General features: G+C 41.2%; 20 protein-coding genes. 11 read left to right on the plus strand and 9 right to left on the minus strand.

What is annotated here, in order from left to right; genetic code table 11:
* Positions 1–5: 5 nt before the first annotated feature.
* On the minus strand, positions 6–2,030 hold the full coding sequence (locus C3Y93_RS03420) for an NADPH-dependent 2,4-dienoyl-CoA reductase (protein ID WP_004973335.1): 2,025 nt from the start codon (positions 2,028–2,030) through the stop codon (positions 6–8).
* 134 nt (positions 2,031–2,164) lie between these two features.
* On the opposite strand from C3Y93_RS03420, the gene C3Y93_RS03425 reads away from it, so the two are divergent.
* The gene (locus C3Y93_RS03425; protein ID WP_004973333.1) at positions 2,165–2,716 is read left to right on the plus strand and encodes a PadR family transcriptional regulator; all 552 of its coding nucleotides are present in this window, start codon (positions 2,165–2,167) and stop codon (positions 2,714–2,716) included.
* Positions 2,717–2,841: 125 nt separating this feature from the next.
* The gene (locus C3Y93_RS03430; protein WP_096900864.1) at positions 2,842–3,750 is read left to right on the plus strand and encodes an alpha/beta fold hydrolase; all 909 of its coding nucleotides are present in this window, start codon (positions 2,842–2,844) and stop codon (positions 3,748–3,750) included.
* A gap of 78 nt (positions 3,751–3,828) precedes the next feature.
* Here C3Y93_RS03430 and C3Y93_RS03435 read toward each other — a convergent pair whose 3' ends face one another.
* Positions 3,829–5,070 carry an acyl-CoA dehydrogenase gene (locus tag C3Y93_RS03435; protein ID WP_104852082.1) on the minus strand — a complete coding sequence of 414 codons (1,242 nt, stop codon included), beginning with the start codon at positions 5,068–5,070 and terminating at the stop codon, positions 3,829–3,831.
* 264 nt (positions 5,071–5,334) lie between these two features.
* Between C3Y93_RS03435 and C3Y93_RS03440 the strand changes: the two genes are divergently transcribed.
* The 4 genes from C3Y93_RS03440 (at position 5,335) to C3Y93_RS03455 (ending at position 8,227) form a co-directional block, all read left to right on the plus strand.
* Positions 5,335–6,036 carry an SIR2 family NAD-dependent protein deacylase gene (locus C3Y93_RS03440; protein WP_104852083.1) on the plus strand — a complete coding sequence of 234 codons (702 nt, stop codon included), beginning with the start codon at positions 5,335–5,337 and terminating at the stop codon, positions 6,034–6,036.
* Between the two features lie 162 nt (positions 6,037–6,198).
* Positions 6,199–7,281, plus strand: a complete 1,083-nt coding sequence (gene trmA, locus C3Y93_RS03445) for a tRNA (uridine(54)-C5)-methyltransferase TrmA (protein WP_104852084.1) — start codon at positions 6,199–6,201, stop codon at positions 7,279–7,281.
* Between the two features lie 241 nt (positions 7,282–7,522).
* Entirely contained in the window at positions 7,523–7,747 is a 225-nt protein-coding gene (locus C3Y93_RS03450; RefSeq protein WP_104852085.1) for a hypothetical protein, read from the plus strand.
* Between the two features lie 231 nt (positions 7,748–7,978).
* Positions 7,979–8,227, plus strand: coding sequence for a hypothetical protein (locus tag C3Y93_RS03455; protein WP_004973320.1), 249 nt, complete (start codon positions 7,979–7,981; stop codon positions 8,225–8,227).
* A gap of 30 nt (positions 8,228–8,257) precedes the next feature.
* Here C3Y93_RS03455 and C3Y93_RS03460 read toward each other — a convergent pair whose 3' ends face one another.
* A complete protein-coding gene (locus C3Y93_RS03460) occupies positions 8,258–9,010 on the minus strand; it encodes a phosphodiester glycosidase family protein (RefSeq protein WP_228153782.1) in 753 nt (250 codons plus the stop codon).
* Between the two features lie 135 nt (positions 9,011–9,145).
* On the opposite strand from C3Y93_RS03460, the gene C3Y93_RS03465 reads away from it, so the two are divergent.
* Positions 9,146–9,679: a lecithin retinol acyltransferase family protein gene (locus C3Y93_RS03465; protein WP_096900868.1), complete on the plus strand. Its 534-nt coding sequence runs from the start codon at positions 9,146–9,148 to the stop codon at positions 9,677–9,679.
* A gap of 130 nt (positions 9,680–9,809) precedes the next feature.
* Here C3Y93_RS03465 and C3Y93_RS03470 read toward each other — a convergent pair whose 3' ends face one another.
* Positions 9,810–11,534: a glutamine--tRNA ligase/YqeY domain fusion protein gene (locus C3Y93_RS03470; protein ID WP_104852086.1), complete on the minus strand. Its 1,725-nt coding sequence runs from the start codon at positions 11,532–11,534 to the stop codon at positions 9,810–9,812.
* Positions 11,535–11,740: 206 nt separating this feature from the next.
* Between C3Y93_RS03470 and C3Y93_RS03475 the strand changes: the two genes are divergently transcribed.
* A complete protein-coding gene (locus tag C3Y93_RS03475; protein WP_004973310.1) occupies positions 11,741–12,250 on the plus strand; it encodes a peptidylprolyl isomerase in 510 nt (169 codons plus the stop codon).
* Between the two features lie 117 nt (positions 12,251–12,367).
* On the plus strand, positions 12,368–13,087 hold the full coding sequence (locus C3Y93_RS03480; protein WP_104852087.1) for a UDP-2,3-diacylglucosamine diphosphatase: 720 nt from the start codon (positions 12,368–12,370) through the stop codon (positions 13,085–13,087).
* Between the two features lie 102 nt (positions 13,088–13,189).
* On the opposite strand, the gene hpaI is transcribed toward C3Y93_RS03480, so the two are convergent.
* Positions 13,190–13,984: a 4-hydroxy-2-oxoheptanedioate aldolase gene (hpaI, locus tag C3Y93_RS03485; RefSeq protein WP_096900940.1), complete on the minus strand. Its 795-nt coding sequence runs from the start codon at positions 13,982–13,984 to the stop codon at positions 13,190–13,192.
* 241 nt (positions 13,985–14,225) lie between these two features.
* On the opposite strand from hpaI, the gene nfsB reads away from it, so the two are divergent.
* Both nfsB and C3Y93_RS03495 read left to right on the plus strand, forming a co-directional pair.
* Positions 14,226–14,879, plus strand: a complete 654-nt coding sequence (nfsB, locus tag C3Y93_RS03490) for an oxygen-insensitive NAD(P)H nitroreductase (RefSeq protein ID WP_004973304.1) — start codon at positions 14,226–14,228, stop codon at positions 14,877–14,879.
* Positions 14,880–14,995: 116 nt separating this feature from the next.
* Positions 14,996–15,217, plus strand: coding sequence for a hypothetical protein (locus C3Y93_RS03495; RefSeq protein ID WP_081402487.1), 222 nt, complete (start codon positions 14,996–14,998; stop codon positions 15,215–15,217).
* On the opposite strand, the gene C3Y93_RS03500 is transcribed toward C3Y93_RS03495, so the two are convergent.
* The 4 genes from C3Y93_RS03500 to C3Y93_RS03515 all read right to left on the minus strand — a co-directional run bounded on the left by C3Y93_RS03500 (position 15,180) and on the right by C3Y93_RS03515 (position 19,202).
* Complete coding sequence (locus C3Y93_RS03500; RefSeq protein ID WP_104852088.1) at positions 15,180–16,040, minus strand: DMT family transporter; 861 nt, start codon at positions 16,038–16,040, stop codon at positions 15,180–15,182. The genes C3Y93_RS03495 and C3Y93_RS03500 overlap by 38 nt on opposite strands.
* Positions 16,041–16,426: 386 nt before the next feature.
* Positions 16,427–17,464: a class II fructose-bisphosphate aldolase gene (gene fba, locus C3Y93_RS03505; protein ID WP_004973298.1), complete on the minus strand. Its 1,038-nt coding sequence runs from the start codon at positions 17,462–17,464 to the stop codon at positions 16,427–16,429.
* A 137-nt stretch (positions 17,465–17,601) separates the two neighbouring features.
* Positions 17,602–17,874 carry a hypothetical protein gene (locus C3Y93_RS03510; RefSeq protein WP_104852089.1) on the minus strand — a complete coding sequence of 91 codons (273 nt, stop codon included), beginning with the start codon at positions 17,872–17,874 and terminating at the stop codon, positions 17,602–17,604.
* A 140-nt stretch (positions 17,875–18,014) separates the two neighbouring features.
* Positions 18,015–19,202, minus strand: coding sequence for a phosphoglycerate kinase (locus tag C3Y93_RS03515; RefSeq protein ID WP_104852090.1), 1,188 nt, complete (start codon positions 19,200–19,202; stop codon positions 18,015–18,017).
* Between the last annotated feature and the right edge of the window lie 37 nt (positions 19,203–19,239).

Here is a 19,239-nt window from a genome sequence, read left to right on the forward strand (position 1 = left end):
TTACATTAAATTTTCGCTGCCAATTCAGCACCCTGACGAATTGCACGTTTGGCATCTAACTCGCCTGCTTCTTTCGCCCCACCAATTAAATGCACATTTTTGCCTGCTGCCTGTAATTGCTCATACATGGCGGTGTAAGACTCTTGCCCTGCACAAATCACCACATGATCAACTTCGAGCACTGTACTTTGACCATTGACGGTGATGTGCAAGCCTTGATCATCAATCAGGTCATAACTTGCCCCTGCAATCATTTTAACGTCACGGTTTTTTAAACCTGTACGATGAATCCAGCCTGTTGTTTTACCCAAGCCAGCACCCACGGATGATGCTTTACGTTGCAATAAATAAATTTCACGTGGCGATTCTTCAACTTTTGCTGCTTTTAAACCACCGACATGCGCATAATTGGTATCAATTCCCCATTCATCGTAGAATTTTTCAGGATTTAGACTACCACTTTCACCTTCATGGCTTAAATATTCTGCAGTATCAAAACCAATACCACCAGCGCCAATAATCGCAACACGTTGACCTACAGGCTTACGCTCTTTTAATACCTCAATATAGCTCAGCACTTTAGGGTGATTAATACCTGCGATATCCAATTGACGCGGGGTTACACCTGTTGCCACAACCACATCATCGAAGTCAGCATTGAGCAATTGTTCAAAACTAGCCGTATGATTCAATACCAATTTAATATTCGGTTGCAGCTCAATTTGGCGTTTGAAATAGCGCAAAGTTTCGTAAAACTCTTCTTTACCAGGAATGGTTTTAGCAATATTAAACTGCCCACCAATTTGATTCGATGCTTCAAAAATCGTCACCTGATGCCCACGTTCTGCAGCATAGGTTGCAAAGCTCAAACCTGCAGGCCCTGCACCAATCACCGCAATTTTTTTAGTCTGTGTTGCTTCTTTAAAAATTAGTTCTGTTTCATGGCAAGCACGTGGATTGACCAAACATGAAGCAATCTTCATTGAGAAAATATGGTCTAAACAAGCTTGGTTACAACCAATACATGTGTTGATTTCATCACTGCGACCTTGCTCTGCTTTTTGCACAAAGAAAGCATCTGCCAACATTGGACGTGCCATCGATACCATATCGGCATGTCCTGCAGCCAAAACATGCTCAGCCATTTCAGGGGTGTTAATACGGTTTGAAGTGATCAGTGGCACTTTAACCAAACCTTTTAATTTCTCTGTCACCCATGTAAAAGCTGCGCGAGGGACTTTGGTAGCAATGGTTGGGATACGTGCTTCATGCCAGCCAATCCCTGTATTGATAATGGTTGCACCTGCTTTTTCAATCGCTTGTGCCAATTGCACCACTTCTTCAAAACTCGAACCGCCTTCGACTAAATCCAACATCGACAAGCGGTAAATAATAATAAAGTTTTCACCCACTTCTGCACGGGTACGTTTAACAATTTCAATTGGGAAACGAATACGGTTTTCATAACTGCCGCCCCATTCATCATCACGATGGTTGGTACGCGCAACAATAAACTCATTAATTAAATAGCCTTCCGAACCCATGATTTCGACACCATCATAGCCTGCGTATTGTGCCAATTTGGCACAATTCACAAAGTCGGCAATGGTTTGCTGTACTTCTGCCGATGTTAGTGCATGTGGTTTACTTGGGTTAATCGGTGCCTGAATTGCTGACGGTGCGACAATATCGGGCTGATAGGAATAACGTCCCGTATGTAAAATCTGTAAAGCAATTTTGCCGCCTGCATCATGCACAGCCTGAGTCACCACTTTATGTTTTTCTGCTTCTTGACGAGTATCAAGTTTATTGCCGCCCGCAAAGGTTAAGCCTGCATCATTCGGTGAAATACCACCTGTTACAATCAGCCCAACGCCACCTTTGGCACGCTCTGCATAAAAAGCCGCCATACGTTCGTATCCACCCGGTGCTTCTTCTAGTCCAACGTGCATTGAACCCATTAAGACCCGATTTTTTAAAGTGGTAAAGCCTAAATCTAAAGGCGCAAGTAAATGTGGATAGTCAGACATAGAATCTCCCTGCTGGCAAAAATGCTGGCTGTTTTATGCTTAATGCAACTTGTTGCATACTTTTATATTCTAGATTTAATTTTTATACAACATGTTGCATAATTAAAGCTGAAAAAAATAAAGTTGCTCTGTTTATGTCGCTCGCTCACGTTTTATTGACCAGTTTAATTGAAAAACCCAGTAACGGTATTGAATTGGCACGCCGTTTTGACCGCTCTATGGGGTTTTTCTGGAATGCGACCCATCAACAAATTTATCGCGAACTAAATACCATGCTGAAAAAAGGTTGGATTTCAACCTTAGAAGATGAAGATTCTAGCAGTCGTAGCAAAACCTATCAGGTAGAAGCTTTGGGGCGGCATGAACTGGCAAACTGGATGGTCGAGCAAAGCCCGCCTGCACAATTACGCGAAGAACTTATGGTACGTTTACGTGCCGAAGCCCAACTTGGCGGCAACAGCGTCTTACCCGAACTAGAACGACATTTGCTGCTTCACAAAGCCAAGTTGCACACCTATCAACAGATTTTTGCCAAAGACTTTAGCCAAGCACCTGCGAACAACCGTACCCTGTATATTCATAAAATGATTTTGCAGCTAGGGATAGATCAGGAAATTGGCTGGATTGAATGGCTAGAAAATGTGATTCCTGAACTGAAAAAGTTTGATGCCGAAGCCTCATCTTAAAAGTATATTTTTAAGTAATAGCAACCACATCAATGTGAAATCAGGGTTGCTCACCATACAGAAATGATCAGGCTATGCTATAAAGAATAACGCATCTTTAATTACAACCATGCAAGGAAATGCTGATGCCTTTTTACCGCATGCCCGATGGCGAAGCTCTATTTGTACGTGAATTTGGTCAAGGTGAGCCTGTGGTTGTGCTTTCAGGTTTAGGCATGCACAGTTGGCAATGGTTGCCATTTCTGTATCAACATAAAAAGCAGTATCGTTTTATTATTCCAGACTGGCGTGGTTTTGGGGGTTCAAACCTGTGTGCCGTTCCAGAACTGGATGCTATTTCGAGCCATTGGCAAGATTTAAACAGTCTGCTTCAACAACAGAACCTGCAACAATTTAAACTGATTGGCTATTCCATGGGGGCAACCACTGCCATGCATGGCATGCAATATGGACAATTGGCTGCGCATTTAAGCAGTTATTTACAAATTGACCAAGCACCAAAAATTGGGGTAGATGAAAACTGGCCTTATGGCTTATTTGGCAATCAACATCAACAATTTAAACAGTTATTGATTCATCTGTCCGAGTTTTTACATGATCACGCGCAATATACTGATATTCAACAAATGGATGTGTTGCAGCGTAAAAACTTAGTCGAACTTTGGCTAGAATTTATAGAATTACAAGCCAGCAATAAAATCAGTCCGTTTTTATTTAAACTGGCCGTCAAACGTCCTGTTTTACAACGCTATATTTTACCTACACAGCGTTTAGATTATTTACGCTGGTATATCGACAATTATTTACACCATCAGGAAGATTATCGTGAGGCTTTAACTCAACTGGGTTGTCCGACAGTCTTTTTTACAGGCGCACAATCGACCTTGTATGCGGCAGAAGGACAACGTCAAGTGGTAGAAGCTATGCCGAATGCGAAACAAGTCATATTTCACCAATCTGGGCATACCCCTTTACTGACCGAACCGTTGAAATTTAATCAGGAAATTAGCCAATTTTTAAAACTAAACAGCTAAAGTAAAACGGTGGAAAATGTGGTTTGCAATATTTTCCACCGTAGCATCATTAGACCTAGATTTAGTTTAGATCTAGATTTAATTGGCAAAAGCCGCGATACCCGTTTGCGCACGACCTAAAATTAGCGCATGCACATCGTGCGTCCCTTCATAGGTATTCACGACTTCCAAATTGACCAAATGCCGCGCCACGCCATATTCATCACTGATACCATTCCCACCAAGCATATCGCGCGCCATACGAGCAATCTCTAAGGCCTTGCCACAGTTGTTGCGTTTAATCAGCGAAGTACCTTCGAGTGAAGCAATACCCTCATCTTTCATACGACCAAAACGTAAAGCAATTTGTAAACCCAGCGCGATTTCGGTTTGCATATCGGCAAGTTTCTTTTGAATGAGCTGATTGGCCGCCAAAGGACGTCCGAACTGAATCCGATCCATCGTATATTGATGCGCAGTATGCCAACAAAACTCAGCCGCACCCATAGCACCCCAAGCAATGCCATAACGTGCACTATTTAAACAAGTGAACGGCCCTTTTAAACCACGCACTTCAGGTAACATATTTTCTTCAGGCACAAAAACATTGTCCATGACAATTTCACCTGTGATTGATGCGCGTAGACCAACCTTGCCCTGAATGATTGGCGCAGAAAGTCCATCCCAACCTTTTTCTAAAATAAAACCGCGAATATCACCCACCTGCCCATCTGCCGAAACTTCTTTTGCCCACACCACAAATACATCGGCAATTGGACTATTGGTAATCCACATTTTCGCACCGTGTAAACGATAACCGCCTGCAACTTTATGTGCTCTGCTGTTCATACTGCCAGGGTCGGAGCCAAAATCAGGTTCAGTCAGACCAAAACATCCGATCCATTCACCCGAAGCGAGTTTGGGTAAATATTTTTGTTTTTGTGCTTCACTGCCAAACTCATAAATTGGCACCATCACCAATGAACTTTGCACACTTGCCATTGAACGATAACCTGAATCGACCCGTTCAATTTCACGTGAAATTAGCCCATAACTCACATAATTTAAACCTGCACCGCCATATTGTTCAGGTATGGTTGGGCCTAACAAACCAAGCTCACCCATTTCACGGAAGATGCTGCGATCTACCGTTTCATGTCTAAACTGATCACGTACCCGCGGCAGTAATTTTTCCTGACAATAAGCATAGGCACTATCACGAATCATACGTTCGGTTTCAGTCAATTGCTGTTCAAGCAAAAAAGGATCTTTCCAATCAAATTTCACTTTTTCACTGTGAGTTGCAGGCGTGTGATTTGGCGATGGATTGTGTTGTGACATGGCTTCCTCTGCACATTATTATAGGTTCTGGTTCATCAATATTTGATTTTGTAGCGTCATACTACTTTACTTTATGTTCTATCATTAAAATGAAATAACAAGCAATAAAAAGTGAACTTTGATTCAATTATTCAGCAAAGTTATAGACAGCACTAAACTTTCACATATTTAGATACTTAAAATTCTGAAAAAATGAGCTGTAGATTTGTGTTTCTATTTTCGGCACTTATACTCAAATCTAACCATCCATCAAGAGAATAAAACATGCGTAAATTAGTGGTTTTTTCGGGTGCAGGTATGAGCGCAGAAAGTGGAATCAACACCTTTAGAGATGGTGATGGCTTATGGGAAAAACATCGCGTGGAGGATGTCGCAAGCCCTGAAGCATGGGCAAGGAATCCTGAATTAGTCCAACGCTTTTATAATGAACGTCGTAAAAACATTCTTAATGCGCAGCCTAACTTGGCGCATCGCTTAATTGCTGAACTTGAAGATGATTTTGATGTACAAGTGATCACCCAAAATATTGATGATTTGCATGAACGTGCAGGCAGTTCAGAAGTTTTGCATTTACACGGCAATATTCGTTTAGCCAAAAGCTCAGGGCCTCATGCACAATACACGACAGAATTTTTTCCAATTGAAGGTGACTCGCTGAACTTGCAACAGGATCTTTGCCCACAAGGCTATCCTTTACGTCCGCATGTGGTCTGGTTTGGCGAAGCAGTTCCTGCCTATGAAGAAGCACTGGATTTGATTCAAGATGCCGATATTTTTATTGTGATTGGTACAAGTTTGGTGGTGTACCCTGTTGCTGGATTAGTACACGAAATTCCTGCAAATTGTCAGGCTTATTATATTGACCCAAAAGCCATGCAAGCCCAACTTCCTGCTCAATTTCAACGGATTTCCAAAACTGCCACTGAGGGCATTCAGCAATTGTTCGATCAATTACATCAAGTTTAAAGTAATTACAGTATCTAAATTTTTCCACTTGTAAGATGTCATCAACATGCTTAGGCTATTTTGACATCTTGCAGGATTGCATCATTTTCATAATAGTTTTAGGTATCTCTTTAAAACTTTGTTACCATCGCTCTTTCTCTGTGTTTGTGATGTTTACTGCATATGACCTCATCTTATCAGCAACAACTTGATGCAAAAGTTGCCCGTATTTCTGCCCAATTTGCCGAATATAACCCGCCTGCCTTGCAAGTATTTGCCTCACCAGAACACAACTACCGTATGCGGGCAGAGTTCCGAATTTGGCATATTGAAGATGATCTGTTTTATGCCATGTTTGAACGCAGTGAAGATAAGCAGAAAAAAGTTATTCGTGTAGATGAGTTTCCGATTGCAGACCGCAGCATTAACTTATTAATGCCAAAGCTGTTAGCCGCCCTGAAAGCCGATCCCGTATTATCGGCTCGTTTATTTGAAGTGCATTTTTTAGCGACTTTAAGTGGCGAAATGTTGGTTTCACTGCTTTATCACCGCAAACTTGAATCTGATTGGGAGCCTGCAGCCCAAGCTTTGAGCAAAGCATTAAACATTAAACTGATTGGACGCAGCCGTGGGCAAAAATTCGTGCTATCCGATGAGTATGTAGTTGAACAATTACAGGTTTTTGAGCGCACTTATACCTATAAGCAAATTGAAAGCAGCTTTACCCAGCCAAACGCGCAAGTTTGCCAAAAAATGCTGGAATGGGCATGTACGGTTGCCGAACATTCTGAGCAAGATTTATTAGAACTTTATTGTGGTAATGGTAACTTTACCCTACCGCTATCGACTCGTTTCCGTCGTGTACTTGCCACAGAACTGGCTAAATCTTCGGTATATGCAGCGCAGTGGAATATTGAACAAAACCAGATTGAGAATATTCAAGTGGCACGCTTATCGGCTGAAGAGTTTACTCAAGCCTATAACGGTGAGCGTGAATTCCGCCGCTTGCAAGAAGCGAACATTGATCTTGCAAGTTATGATTTTGATACGGTCTTTGTCGATCCGCCACGCGCAGGAATTGACGATGACACCTTAAAACTCCTACAGCGTTTTAAACGTATTATTTATATTTCGTGCAACCCAGACACTTTGCATGACAATTTAAAAACCTTGTGTCAAAACCATAAAGTGACGCAATTTGCACTGTTTGATCAATTCCCATACACCCATCATGTTGAGTCGGGTGTTTTACTGGAAAAGATTTAAACAATTTGTTGCATTATTCTTCAATATTTACAAGTTCTCCTTTTTAGCACTTGTAAATATTATGATGTAAATGAATCAGTTAAAGCATTACAAGCCCTTTAGCTGTCATAATTTCGTTAAAAAAATGCAATATCATCGAAAATTCTGCAACTCGATTGCTGCTTTTATCACTTAGGTCGACTTGATTTATTTTTTATATTGGCTATATTTCGATCTATGTTAGGTTGTGAATGAAGGCTCTATGAGTTTTTGGCAAAAGTTGTTCTCTACAGAACAGCAAAACGAGCATAAAAATCAAATTGCTTGTGTTGAAAATGATTGCTCTTGCAAGACAAATGAACAACTTCTCGAAGCTTTAACCAAAGCCACAGATGAAGATGTCATTATCGGGATTAAGAAGGTTCTCGCTTCGCGAGGTTATAGCCGCAAAGAGTTAAATGAACTCCAGCATCTATCATTCCAGTAATGGAATATGATAAAAAAGGCATTTAGTTGAACTAAGTGCCTTTTTTAATTGCTTCAAATATATTGGCACTTAAAACAATAAATTTTATAAATCTTAATACGTGCTTGAGCTTGCACAAAAACGCTAATCTTTTCAAACGCAGTCAATCATATCTTCATAATCATGCGCTAATATTTCTACACATAATCATTACACCAATAAATTCGAATTATTCAAACAGAGAAAATGACAATGAAAAAAACTAGCCTTAGCTGTCTTGCCCTACTCAGCCTAAGTTTAACAGCCTGTAGCCCAATGCCGAAAGAATGTGCCGAAACTTGGGAGAAAATGGAAAGTTTTGCTAAAAACATGGGTATTTCAGATGAGCAACTTAAACAACAAAAAAAGCAATTTGAAAATGAAGTCAAACAAATGAAAAGCGAAGAAGCAGTCAAAATCTGCAGGATGCAAGGCACAGCCTTAGGTTTTATTGGACAATAAATTCAGCCAAGCCAAAACCAAATTCCAATGTTAGGGTTTACAGCCTTGATGATCTATATAAGCTAAAATTGGACCTAAATTGCGATGTGGATGAGTATGACGTTGTAATTGCGGAATATACGCTGTAGAAATCGAACCATCTAAATACAAGGCATTTGGCGTTTGCAGCTCATCTTTAAAAAAGGTGGCAAATTGATGAAAAGTTACGGGCGTCTTGCTAATCACAAAGTACAGGCTTTGGTCTTTTAACCCAACCCCATTTCTAATTTTATAAGAAGTACTGTCTGCCAAAAAACGTGAATTTAACTGGCGATTAATAACTAACATTGGGCCAGACTGTGTCGCATACTGCGCTTTGAACGCTTGATTGGCATATTGTTGGGTTGTTCCTAAAAACACCCGTTGATGATTCCACGCCAGTACACCATTGGGCTGAATTAAAAAATTCCCCCATCCCTGTTGCTGTCGGTTCAGCTTTTTAAGTTGTCGTCCTTGTTCCACATACAAACCCACAGGCGAATAATCTGGATGAAATATGCCTGCATTCATGGCAAATTGCATGTTTTCACAAGACTGTAGATTTTTTTGTAGTTGTGAAATTTGCAGATATGGTTTCCCTTGCCGATCTTTCAGATATAAGCCTAACTGTGACAACTGTGTCACTTCCACCACATCTGCATTGATTTTACTGTTGTTAACCGTCCATGCGCGAATTTCCGCTTGTGCAGTAGGCGTGCAGAATAAATAACAGAGCAATAAGCACTTCCACCGAGAACAAAACATTATCATCTCCATACCTGCTATGTTACAAATTGTGCATATAACTGAATGGGTTATCGCATATTTGCGTCAGACGCAGTACACTATAAAACCTGATTTCTTTTCTCTACTCATGTTACTTTATTGGTCAAGCGTACGATGCTCAAGCAGAAAACACGATTTCCTTTAGGGGCACATTTAATTGTGAAACACTTCGGCTATAGCCATCATGGTATCTATGCTGGGCGTGGTCGCGTGATTCACTATTCGGGTTTTGCACATCTTTTTAAAAAACACCCGATTGAAATGACCAGTATTGAAAAGTTTAGTCACGGCAAAAATATTATTGTTCAGTCGTATCATGCGCCCAAGTATAAAGGCCGCAAAGTGGTACGCCGTATGCGCTCCAGAATGCATGAAAACAATTATCATCTGATTATGAATAACTGTGAACATTTATGCACTTGGGCAATTACAGGTGTGGAAAGCAGCCCGCAAGTATTTAAGATGATGGATCGTTTAACCACCATTGGTTATGTCAGTTCATTGATGAGTTATATGAACAGTATGATGCTGACCCTGACCACCACTTGCTTTGCTTTAGTGCTCTATATTAAGAAGAAACTACGCGATAAAGCCAAAATGCAGTTACCGCAAATCCTGATGAAGCAGGAACAGCATAAAAACCGCTAATCGCAGTCATTTTAGCGACACTGTATATCTCACAAAATATTCTATAAATCTTAAATAGATAAAACCAAAAGCCCAACCTGAATTGATCAAGTTGGGCTTTCAAGTTGCAAGCTAAAACTTAAATAAGGTGTTACTTGCCAGGTTTGAAGCTGTCTTTTAAGTCTAAAATGCGGTTAAACACTGGTTTTTCCGCACTGTGATCATACTGATCTGCAACAAAATAACCTTCACGTTCAAATTGGAAACGATCTTCTGGTTGTGCTGTTGCCAATGCAGGTTCAACAATGGCTTGTACCACAGTCAACGATTCGGGGTTTAAATTCGCCAAGAAATCATCACCCACTTCTGGATCAGACTCAGTAAATAAGCGATCATATAAACGAACTTCTGCCGCAACGCCTTTACTTGCAGATACCCAGTGAATCACGCCTTTGACTTTACGACCTTCTGGGTTTTTGCCCAAAGTTTCAGGGTCAATTGAACATTTCAGCTCAATAATTTCGCCGTTGGCATCTTTAATCACTTCATCACACTTGATTACATAAGCATGGCGTAGACGCACCTCACCTTCTGGCACTAAACGCTTGAAACCTTTAGGCGGCACTTCTTCAAAGTCTTTACGGTCAATATAAATTTCAGAAGTCAGTGGAATGATACGTTCACCCATATCTACATTTGGATGACGTGCATGGACTAAATCCAGTGCTTCAGGCAAATTGGTCAAAGTCACTTTAAGTGGATTCAACACCGCCATGCCACGCGCTGCAGTATTTTCCAAAGATTGACGGATGCAATATTCAAGCATTGCCACATCCACAATACCATCCGACTTTGACACACCTACACGCTTACAGAAATCACGCAAACCTTCTGGTGTAAAGCCACGACGACGCATACCTACCACTGTTGGCATACGTGGGTCATCCCAACCATTCACAAAACCGCCTTCAACCAATTTACGCAATTTACGCTTAGATGTGATGGTGTAATCAATATTCAAACGGCTAGATTCATACTGACGCGGCACAGCCTCGGATTTCACCTTTTCCACCACCCAATCATAGAATGGACGATGGTCTTGGAATTCTAAAGTACATAGTGAATGAGTAATGCCTTCAATGGCATCTGATAATGGATGCGCATAATCATACATTGGGTACATTTTCCATTTATCGCCCGTTTGGTGATGCGATGAATGTAAAACACGATACAAAATCGGATCACGCATGTGTACGTTTGGTGAAGCCATATCAATTTTGGCACGGAGTACTGCCTGACCTTCGCCTAATTCACCATTGCGCATTTTTTCAAATAAAGCCAAGTTTTCTGCTACTGGCGTATCACGATATGGCGAATTTTTACCCGGCTCTACAAAAGAACCACGATTGAGCTTAATCTCATCAGGGGTTTGCAAATCGACATAAGCATCGCCTTGTTCGATCAGCTGAATTGCCCATGTATATAATTGATCGAAATAGCTTGATGCATAGCGTGGTTCGCCATTCCACTCAAAACCCAGCCATTTCACGTCATTGGCAATACCATCAACATATTCTTGTTCTTCTGCATCTGGGTTGGTGTCATCAAAACGTAAGTTACACACCCCTTGATATTCTTGTGCGATGCCAAAGTTCAAGCAAATTGCTTTCACGTGACCAATATGCAAATAACCATTCGGCTCAGGTGGAAAACGTGTCACCACCTGCTGAGTGCGACCCGCCGCAATATCATCGGTAATGACTTGACGTATAAAGTCTAAGCCCGGCTGTTGTTCTTGCTGCACAGCATCGACAGAGGCATTTGAACTTGGTGTCGGGGTGTTTGGCAGAGATGCAACAACATCATTTGGCTTCATAGCAATAAAATCACTTCTAAAATAAAATTGGATAAACTAGGTTACAGAAACTTCAGTAGTGAAGCATACATCACCCATTAGAACGCTTTTCCTTGTTTTTAACAAAGAAAATAACGTTTTTACTTGCCTTGTAGTTTACAGTTTGCTTATGCTTCTCTCAACCAAAAAACCCATGGCATTCGTGTCCATGTTTAGGAGATTACACAATGAGTTTTCCTCAAGTCGAATTAAACACCAATAAAGGTCGTATTGTTTTAGAATTGAACGCTGAAAAAGCACCAATTACAGTTGCTAACTTCTTAGAATACGTTCGTGATGGTTTTTATGACGGCGTAATTTTCCACCGTGTTATTGATGGTTTCATGATCCAAGGCGGTGGCATGGATGAAAACTTCAAAGAAAAAGCAACACGTGATGCGATTGAAAACGAAGCTGACAACGGCTTAAGCAACGATGTTGGTACAATTGCAATGGCTCGTACCCAAGCACCTCACTCTGCTTCTGCACAGTTCTTCATTAACGTAAAAAATAACTCTTTCTTGAACCACACAGGCAAAACTGCACAAGGTTGGGGTTATGCCGTGTTTGGTAAAGTTGTTGAAGGTATGGACGTTGTAGATGCTATTAAAGGCGTGCGTACTGGCAACCGTGGTTATCACGCAGATGTTCCACTAGAAAATGTGGTGATTGAATCTGCAAAAATCATTGCTGAATAAGAATCTTACCCGACCTCGCTTACGCACATCATTTTAAAGTACTGCTTTAAAATTCGTTTAGGGAGGAGAATTCCCTCTTTTAAAAGAGGGATTGAGGGAGATTCCAAGGAATAATTCGTGACCTATCTGTTTATCGCAGATTTACACTTGTCACCAAATCACCCTCGACTTGTTCGGGGGTTTTTAGATTTGCTAGACGCTTATCAAAATAAAAACACCCAACTGTATATTTTAGGCGACTGGTTTAATGCATGGATTGGTGATGATTACACCGCAGCGTGGCTCGATGAAGTTGTTACACGTCTAAAGCAATTTAGCCAAGCAGGTAATCAAATTTACTTTATTGTCGGCAATCGTGATTTCGCTTTAGGTCAGAAATTTCTAGATCAATTTTCAGGACAACTCCTGCCCGATGTGTACACGCTGCATATTGGTTCTCAACAGGTACGTTTAGAACATGGCGATGCACTGTGTACCGATGATGTGTCCTATCAAAAATTCCGTAAAATCATTCGCAATCCCATCATTTTAGGGATTTTAAAGAAAACACCTTTGGCTTTTCGGCAAAAACTTGCACAAGGTTTCCGCAAAAAAAGTCAGCAAGCCAATCAAGTCAAAAGTTATGACGTCATGGACGTAAATGCAGATGCTGTGTCACAAGCCTTGCAGCATGCAGATGTGTTAATTCATGGGCATACGCATCGTCCAAATATTCACAATGAACACGGCAAACCTAGAATTGTATTAGGCGATTGGCGCACAGATGCTGCACAAATTTTAGTAGTTGAACCAAATCAAGCCTTAGCAACTTGGCAACTGAGTCATTGGAACTATTAAGCGCAACATCTTTACATAAAAATAATAGATACAACACTAAAGGTACTTAGCTAAACATAGCTAACTAAAACCTCTTTAGCCAAAATCTCTTCAGCTAGCAGATTAATACCCACCTTCCGTTTTAATCACTTCGGCATCAGCTTTATATTTAGCCAACAACTCACGCAGCGAAGTCATCAACACACTGGTATCTACCCCAACTGCCACAAATTCTGTGCCTAAATCCAAATACTTTTGTGTCACTTCATGTTGGGTCGATAAAATCCCTGCTGCTTTGCCTGCTGCACGAATCCGTTGAATCGCATCGACCACAGCGGCTTGTACTTCTGGATGGTTCGGATTGCCTTCATAACCCATCGTGGCAGATAAATCCACCGCACCAATAAACACCCCATCAATCCCATCGACTTGTAAAATAGCATCCAGATTTTCTAAACCTGTGACCGATTCAATTTGAATGAGCAAACAAATATTTTCATGCGCTGTCGCGTAATAATTTGGAATACTGTTCCAGCGAGTTGCACGTGCTAAAGCTGCGCCTACGCCGCGAATACCTTCAGGTGGATAACGTACCGCTTTGACCATCAACTCAGCGTGTTCAACGCTTTCAACCATAGGAATCAGCAAAGTTTGTACGCCAATATCCAACAGTTGTTTAATGAGTTGCACACTGCCAATCGGCGGGCGCACCACCGCTTGAGAGGGATAAGCCGCAATACTTTGTAATTGTGACAAAGTGGTTCTTAAATCACTCGGTGCATGTTCCCCATCAATTAAAAGCCAGTCATAGCCTGCATTGGCGGCAATTTCAGTGCCATACGCATCTGCTAAACCTACCCATAAGCCAATTTGCTGCTGAGTTTTTAATTTACGCTTAAAATAATTGATATATTCCATCCATACACCTTTGGGATGCACCATGCTCAAGTTTATATTTAACGCCTATTTGCTATAAACAACCAATAGTGAAAACGTCTTGCATGATTGAATTTAACACTAAGTTTAAAGATGTTTATGTCGTGCTCATCTCATCTTAACCGCATAAATAGCACATGGATTCATTCCGTTAGCATAGCGAGGCATGTTAAGCTTTTGGCGCACACCTGCCCCAAATATAGTCTTTAAATGGAGATGATTCATGGATTTGCTCAACGTTGCACAAACTCGTTATACGACCAAAGCCTATGATGCGAGTCGCACTATTCCTGCAGAACAATTTGAGCGTTTATTAGAAATTCTGCGTTTAGCACCATCTTCCATTAATATTCAGCCGTGGCATTTTTTTATTGCAGATCGCCCTGAAGCCAAACAACGTATTGCTAAAGCTTTAGTTGGAAAGTACGCCTATAACGCCCCTAAAGTTTTAGATGCTTCGCATACCATTTTATTTTGCACCAAAGCTGACATTAGCGAATTACATTTAGAAAACCTGCTTAATCAGGATGCTGCTAGTGGACGCTTTAAAGATGAAGCCGCTAAACAAGGTCAGAAAGACAGCCGCACAGGTTATGTCGATTACTACCGCAATGAAAAAGGCGATATTCAGCGTTGGGCAGAAAATCAAACCTTTATTGCACTCGGACAAATGCTTTTGGCTGCAGGCATTGAAGGAATTGACGCAACGCCAATTGGTGGTTTTGATGAAGCAATTTTAACTCAAGAACTGCAACTAACTGAGCAAGGACTGATTCCTTCGGTTTTATTGTGTTTAGGCTATCGTAGTGAACAAGATTTTAATGCCAAACTGCCAAAATCACGCCTTGATAAACGTGAGATTTTCACGCAACTGTAAAACAAACATGCGATAACACTAGGGACAAAAATTTGTCCCTATTTTTTGGTCTGAATTTTGCTTTATCTATATTTGCAATCTGTACTCAATCTCTATCAAAAATAAAAATGAGGTGTATGATGCTCAATTTAATGCCACTAAAACTAGAATGCCGACGTTGTAAAAAACTGTATTTATATCAAGCCAAACCAAGCTATCCAACCCTGCGCTGCCCGATCTGCGATAGAACCACAATGCTGCATGGTCTTGCAGAAACTGCAGATTTATTGCGACATCCTTTTCGCTTTATGTTGAGTTATCTTAAACCGTCATGGCATAAGCGAGGCAAAGCACACTAAGCAATGCCAAGCCTAGCCCAATAGTGGTCGTGCTTTTCAGCTTTTCTTTAAAGAACAATACACCACTGATCACGCCAAATAGCACCACCAAAATATTCATCCCTGCAAATACCACTGCAGGGCTGTCTTTGAGCAGCATGTGAGCTTTGACATACAAGGCAATATTGGCAAAATTCAGTGCACCCAAAATTAAACCTGCACTGATATTTTGCATACTGCGCATGCTTTTATCGCGGATTAAGATATAAGCCATCGCCAAAACAAAAGCACATACAAACATCAAATTCAGTGCAACTGCAAATTGCAGTCCTAAACCTGTGCTGTATTTAAGCAAAACATCAATCAGTGCATAACCCAACCAAACACAGCTCAAATATAAGATGCCTTGTTGCGCTTTAGCAGACTGCCCTGCAGCACGATGCGAATACAAAATACATAAGACTGCGATAATCCCAAGCGCGATTCCCACAATTTTCAGTTGGCTAAAATTTTCCTGAAAAATAAAATAAGCGGCTGCCAAAGACAAAACCACTGACAAACGCTGTGCAATTTCAGTTTTTAAAATACCTGCGCTGTCTAACGATTTTGCTAATGCTAAAAAGACACTCGGCAACAACACACCCAAACTAATAATGAGCCACCACGGCGTATGTTGGATTGAGATCGTGCCCAAGTTGGGTTTAAACCAGTAAAAACACAACACACTGGCACTGACATAATTCCATGTGATCATCTGCATAGGGTTAAAACCCTGCATTTTGCAGACTTTTAATAAAATAGAGACCAGTACACTACAAAAGGCTGCGGCTACAATCAGTTCCATGACATGCTCGAAGATTGCTTTTCAATTATTAGGGTCTGTTGACAATTCGTCTATGTTTGCGACTGCGCATATTTTTTAGCTGATATAAGGCATGAGGCAGGAAGTTTAGTCATTCTAAATAGCTGACTCATAACGCAATAGCAGCAAAAAATATGCTTGTCCTGAAAGGCTGTGGCTAAAACTTTCTCAGATTGCGTTATGAAACTTGGCAATAGTCTCGCTATTCCCTGCGTTTCATGCCTGATCTGCTCAGTTTTAGCCTACAGCGCAAGCCATTTATGAAGTGCCAACAGACCCTCTTTTTTGTTCTTGATTGGAAGTTGTGGATTCATCAGTAAAAAGCCCACAAGGACTGTGGGCTTTCGAGTTCTTAATCAAATTAAGAATTACTTATAGCGTTCAACCATTTTCTCTAAAGAAATTGGGCGAATTTTGTCTGCATTACCTGCAGTACCAAATGCTTCATAACGGTCTATACAAATTTGTTTCATTGCATCTACAGTTTTTGCGAAGAATTTACGTGGGTCAAATTCGCTTGGTTGTTCTGCCATCATACGGCGCATTGCACCAGTAGAAGCTAAACGTAAATCTGTATCGATGTTGATTTTACGCACACCATGCTTAATTGCTTCAACCAATTGCTCAACAGGTACACCATAAGTTTCTTTGATGTCACCGCCGTATTGGTTAATCACCGCCAACCATTCTTGTGGTACAGAGCTAGAGCCGTGCATTACAAGGTGTGTATTTGGCAACGCAGCATGAATTTCTTTAATACGGTCAATTGCAAGAATATCGCCTGTAGGTGGACGAGTAAACTTGTATGCACCGTGCGAAGTACCAACAGCAATCGCTAAAGCATCCACATTAGTATCTGCAACGAAGCTACGTGCTTCTTCAACAGATGTTAACAATTGAGAGTGGTCAAGTACGCCTTCTGCGCCCACGCCATCTTCTTCACCTGCCATACCTGTTTCAAGACTACCTAAACAGCCAATCTCACCTTCAACCGATACACCACACGCATGCGCCATTTGCACAGTACGACGCGTCACTTCGACGTTGTATTCATACGACGTTGGTGTTTTACCATCTTCACCCAAAGAACCATCCATCATGACTGATGAAAAACCAAGTTGAATTGAACGTTGACATACGTCAGGGCTAGTACCATGATCTTGGTGCATAACCACTGGAATATGTGGCCATTCTTCAATTGCAGCCAAAATCAGGTGACGCAAGAAAGGTGCACCTGCATATTTACGCGCACCTGCAGAAGCTTGAACAATGACAGGTGAGTTTGTTGCATCTGCGGCTAACATAATTGCGCGCATTTGTTCTAAGTTGTTGACGTTAAACGCTGGAACGCCGTATGCATGTTCGCCGGCATGATCCAAGAGCTGGCGCAATGAAATAAGAGCCATAATATCCTCCCAAATAATGCTGGTTATTCTACCCTGTGATTTGTTTCAATTCAGCAACAAATCATCTTTTTCAAAAAAAAATCCCTGCATAGCAGGGACTTTTAAACAAATTACAACAATTCTTTATTTTTCAGCACTTATTGCGCTTCAGAAGCAGCAACTTCTGTGTCTGCAGTCGCAGCATCAGCAGGTGCATTTGCAACGTCTTCAGGAATATCAGTGTTGCCTTCATCCATAACAGGTTGGTCAATCGCATCAATTGCTGCTTGTTGTTCTGGGGTTACTTGTGCGTTATCTACAACTGCAGAAGATGCATCAGTTTCAGTCGCAGGTGCACTTTCTTTTTTTGCACAAGCAGTCAAGGCTAAAGATGCAGCGATTAAAGCAGCAAGTGTTAGTTTTTGAATCATCATTATTTCCTACAGTTAGGTCATTCATTAAGACTAATTTTATTGCATATTTATGACATTTTTATGACTGTGCTATGACCCACAATAAAAAAGGTTGACCGAAGTCAACCTTTTGTGCAGTTTTGTTGAATAATCAACAATTAAGCACGTTCTAATAAAACCGCAACTGCAGGTAAGGTTTTACCTTCTACAAATTCAAGGAAAGCACCACCACCTGTAGAGATATAACCAATTTTGTCTGCAACTTCGTACTTGTCAATCGCAGCGAGCGTGTCACCACCACCTGCAATCGAGAAACCTGCAGATTCAGCAATTGCCAATGAAAGTGCTTTGGTTCCTTCACCAAATTGATCTACTTCAAATACGCCCACTGGACCATTCCAAAGAATTGTTTTTGAAGTTTTTAAAATTTCTGCAAATGCTTTCGCTGTTTCAGGACCAACATCCAAAATCATGTCGTTGTCAGCAACATCTTCAACTTTTTTTACAGTGGCTTTCGCTTGAGCCAATGAGCCTAAGAAATCTTCAAAGTTGATTTCAGACGCATCAGCAACCACAACATCGGTTGGTAATGGTACTGAAACTTTTGCAGCAATTGCTTTTGCAGTGTCAATCAAATCATTTTCGCATAATGATTTGCCCACGTTATAGCCTGCTGCAGCTAAGAAGGTATTGGCAATACCGCCACCTACAATAAGTTGATCACAAATATCAGACAATGATGTCAATACATCTAACTTAGTCGATACTTTAGAACCTGCAACAATTGCCACCATTGGTTTTTCAGGTGTTTTTAAAGCACGACCTAGTGCATCCAATTCAGCGGCAAGCAATGGGCCTGCTGCTGCAACTGGTGCTAAACGTGCTACGCCTTCGGTTGATGCTTCTGCACGGTGTGCCGTACCAAAAGCATCCATCACAAATACGTCACACAATGCTGCATATTTTGCTGCAAGCTCAGGGTTGTTTTTCTTTTCACCGTGGTTAAAACGGCAGTTTTCTAATAAAACCACTTGACCCGGTGCAACTTCCACACCCTCTAAATAGTCAGTGATGAGTTGGACATCTTGACCCAAAGCTTGGGTTAAATACGCAGCCACAGGCGCTAAAGATTGTTCAGCTTTTGGCTCACCTTCAACGGGACGACCTAAGTGAGAATACACCATCACTGCCGCACCTTTGGCAACAGCAGCTTGAATCGTTGGCAATGCCGCACGTAAACGTGCATCGCTGGTGATCACACCATTTTTAACAGGGACGTTTAAATCTTCACGAATAAGGACACGCTTACCTGCTAAATCGAGGTCAGTCATACGCTGAAAGTTCATGTATAGCTCACTTTATTGATATCAAAACGCCACGATT

The organism is Acinetobacter sp. SWBY1, from assembly GCF_002946595.1.
In the GTDB taxonomy this organism is placed as follows: Bacteria; Pseudomonadota; Gammaproteobacteria; order Pseudomonadales; family Moraxellaceae; genus Acinetobacter; species Acinetobacter towneri.

What these genes read in the sequence shown, in the direction of transcription:
- C3Y93_RS03435 (WP_104852082.1), bottom strand. Translation starts at nt 5,070, where the DNA reads ATGTCACAACACAATCCATCGCCAAATCACACGCCTGCAACTCACAGT.
- C3Y93_RS03430 (WP_096900864.1), top strand. Translation starts at nt 2,842, where the DNA reads ATGCCTTTTTACCGCATGCCCGATGGCGAAGCTCTATTTGTACGTGAA.
- C3Y93_RS03510 (WP_104852089.1), bottom strand. Translation starts at nt 17,874, where the DNA reads ATGATTCAAAAACTAACACTTGCTGCTTTAATCGCTGCATCTTTAGCC.
- C3Y93_RS03500 (WP_104852088.1), bottom strand. Translation starts at nt 16,040, where the DNA reads ATGGAACTGATTGTAGCCGCAGCCTTTTGTAGTGTACTGGTCTCTATT.
- fba (WP_004973298.1), bottom strand. Translation starts at nt 17,464, where the DNA reads ATGGCTCTTATTTCATTGCGCCAGCTCTTGGATCATGCCGGCGAACAT.
- C3Y93_RS03495 (WP_081402487.1), top strand. Translation starts at nt 14,996, where the DNA reads ATGATGCTCAATTTAATGCCACTAAAACTAGAATGCCGACGTTGTAAA.
- C3Y93_RS03465 (WP_096900868.1), top strand. Translation starts at nt 9,146, where the DNA reads ATGCTCAAGCAGAAAACACGATTTCCTTTAGGGGCACATTTAATTGTG.
- C3Y93_RS03440 (WP_104852083.1), top strand. Translation starts at nt 5,335, where the DNA reads ATGCGTAAATTAGTGGTTTTTTCGGGTGCAGGTATGAGCGCAGAAAGT.
- C3Y93_RS03475 (WP_004973310.1), top strand. Translation starts at nt 11,741, where the DNA reads ATGAGTTTTCCTCAAGTCGAATTAAACACCAATAAAGGTCGTATTGTT.
- hpaI (WP_096900940.1), bottom strand. Translation starts at nt 13,984, where the DNA reads ATGGAATATATCAATTATTTTAAGCGTAAATTAAAAACTCAGCAGCAA.
- C3Y93_RS03460 (WP_228153782.1), bottom strand. Translation starts at nt 9,010, where the DNA reads ATGTTTTGTTCTCGGTGGAAGTGCTTATTGCTCTGTTATTTATTCTGC.
- nfsB (WP_004973304.1), top strand. Translation starts at nt 14,226, where the DNA reads ATGGATTTGCTCAACGTTGCACAAACTCGTTATACGACCAAAGCCTAT.
- C3Y93_RS03470 (WP_104852086.1), bottom strand. Translation starts at nt 11,534, where the DNA reads ATGAAGCCAAATGATGTTGTTGCATCTCTGCCAAACACCCCGACACCA.
- trmA (WP_104852084.1), top strand. Translation starts at nt 6,199, where the DNA reads ATGACCTCATCTTATCAGCAACAACTTGATGCAAAAGTTGCCCGTATT.
- C3Y93_RS03515 (WP_104852090.1), bottom strand. Translation starts at nt 19,202, where the DNA reads ATGAACTTTCAGCGTATGACTGACCTCGATTTAGCAGGTAAGCGTGTC.
- C3Y93_RS03425 (WP_004973333.1), top strand. Translation starts at nt 2,165, where the DNA reads ATGTCGCTCGCTCACGTTTTATTGACCAGTTTAATTGAAAAACCCAGT.
- C3Y93_RS03455 (WP_004973320.1), top strand. Translation starts at nt 7,979, where the DNA reads ATGAAAAAAACTAGCCTTAGCTGTCTTGCCCTACTCAGCCTAAGTTTA.
- C3Y93_RS03450 (WP_104852085.1), top strand. Translation starts at nt 7,523, where the DNA reads ATGAGTTTTTGGCAAAAGTTGTTCTCTACAGAACAGCAAAACGAGCAT.
- C3Y93_RS03420 (WP_004973335.1), bottom strand. Translation starts at nt 2,030, where the DNA reads ATGTCTGACTATCCACATTTACTTGCGCCTTTAGATTTAGGCTTTACC.